This window comes from Microcoleus sp. B3-A4, assembly GCF_036705385.1.
Classification (GTDB): domain Bacteria; phylum Cyanobacteriota; class Cyanobacteriia; order Cyanobacteriales; family Microcoleaceae; genus Microcoleus.
In genome coordinates this window covers 1-1,902 of sequence record NZ_JAUBUI010000202.1, presented here as the reverse complement: position 1 = coordinate 1,902, position 1,902 = coordinate 1, and the positions used below count along the sequence as shown (strand labels likewise).

Genomic DNA, 1,902 nt, shown 5'->3' with positions numbered 1-1,902 from the left:
CTATTGACAGGATGCTCTTTTATATCTTGCCCTTAAAGTCAAGTACAATTTATACCAAATTAGATGAGCTTACCCTGGAAAACCCCTATCTACAATACTTTATTGGTCAATCAAGCTACAGTAACGAGCTAGCCTTTGACCCATCTCTATTAGTTCATTTTCGGCAAAGAATTAGTCCGAACCTAATTAATAAAGTCAACGAACGAATGGTTGAGAAAATCCGCTCCATCAGCCCAGTTAAACCAGAAAAAAAAAAGGATTCGGACGCCCAAAATGAGTCACCCAATCGCGGAAAATTAATCAGAGATGCAACCTGTGCCCCAGCCGATATTAGTTATCCGACCGACTTAGGACTATTAAACGGAGCCAGAGTTCATACAGAAAAAATCATAGACCTCCTGTATAAACAAATTAAAGAAAAAACCAATAAAAAACCAAGAACCTACCGTAATATCGCCCGAAAAGATTACTTATTAATAGCCAAACAAAGACGCCCCACCCGAAACAAAAGAAGACAGGCAATTAAAAAACAACTTCAATATATCAAAAGAAACTTAGCTCATATTGAACAGCTAATCGATTCAGGTGCGACCCTAGAAGGTCTGAAAAAAAAGCAATATAAAACCTTGCTAGTCCTCACAGAAGTCTATCGCCAACAGCAATGGTTGTTTGACAACAATAAACAGAGTATTGAGGATAGAATAGTAAGTTTAAGCCAACCCCAAATCCGTCCCATAGTCAGAGGAAAAGCCGGAAAAAGCGTAGAATTTGGAGCTAAAATCTCAGCGAGCTGCTTTGAAGGATATGTATTTTTAGACCGGATGAGCTGGGACAATTTTAACGAATCAGGAGACTTAAAAGCACAAGTAGAAGCCTATTATAAATTTACAGGACACTATCCTGAATCAGTTCATGCGGATCGAATTTATCGTACAAGAGAGAACCGAGCTTGGTGTCATGAAAAAGGAATTAGAATCAGTGGACAACCCCTAGGAAGACCCCCATCCCATGTCAGCAAAGAAAAAAAGAGGCAAGCGTTGGAAGATGAGAGAATTCGCAATGCCATTGAGGGCAAATTTGGGCAAGGGAAACGAAGATTCGGTCTCAATCGAGTGATGACACAACTTGATAATACTTCACAAACAGCTATTGCTATCACTTTTTTAGTCATGAACCTTTCTACCTGGTGGCGTCGGGTTTTTTGTATGTTTTTATGTCTATTTGGAAAAAGAACACCTAATTTTGGGTGGGAAATAATCCCCAATTATAATTGGGGGCAATTGATACAGAAAAAACTTATTTTTAACCGAGCTTGAATATATCGATCACTCTTGTTATTGATTTGCGATCGATTATTCAGCAAGCCCGAATTAGTCTCGCCCAGCGACAGTTTGAAAAAGACTCAGGAAAAAATGCAAGAATATATGGAAAATGGCTGCCGTTTGGGTTGGCTGATTAACCGGAAAAAACGGGAAGTTGAAATTTATCGCCCCGGTCAAGATGTGGAAGTTTTACAATCTCCTCTCACCCTTTCTGGAGAAAATGTTTTGCCGGGATTTGTTCTCAATTTACAAAAAATTTGGAATTAGCAGAATTTTACTTTGACTTATATCCTCTTCGCTAAAGTAAGCGTTACCACTTCGTAGTAAGGAATGCAAGTCCGAGCGAGTTGAATTAGGACTCTGGGTCCTCGCTACGAACCAATTTTGTTATTATCGCTCGACGGGACATGATATTACCTGGAAATTGGATAAAATTATAACTACCCATAAAATTAACAGGCTAGAATTATGGTTCAAACAATTCAAGCTAAAAATGTCACATTCTGGAGTTTAGACTAAAAAACGAGCGCATCTAAAAGTAGCTGCCTTTAAATATCCGGCAAGCTGTTACTCAACAACT

General features: G+C 38.8%; 1 protein-coding gene and 1 pseudogene. Both read left to right on the top strand.

The window, feature by feature from the left end; translation table 11 throughout:
* On the top strand, positions 1-1,316 hold a 1,316-nt coding region (locus QUB33_RS29330; protein ID WP_333358175.1), incomplete at its 5' end, for an IS5 family transposase.
* 51 nt (positions 1,317-1,367) lie between these two features.
* Positions 1,368-1,589 (top strand): annotated as a pseudogene (locus tag QUB33_RS29325) (Uma2 family endonuclease); the annotation flags it as partial.
* Between the last annotated feature and the right edge of the window lie 313 nt (positions 1,590-1,902).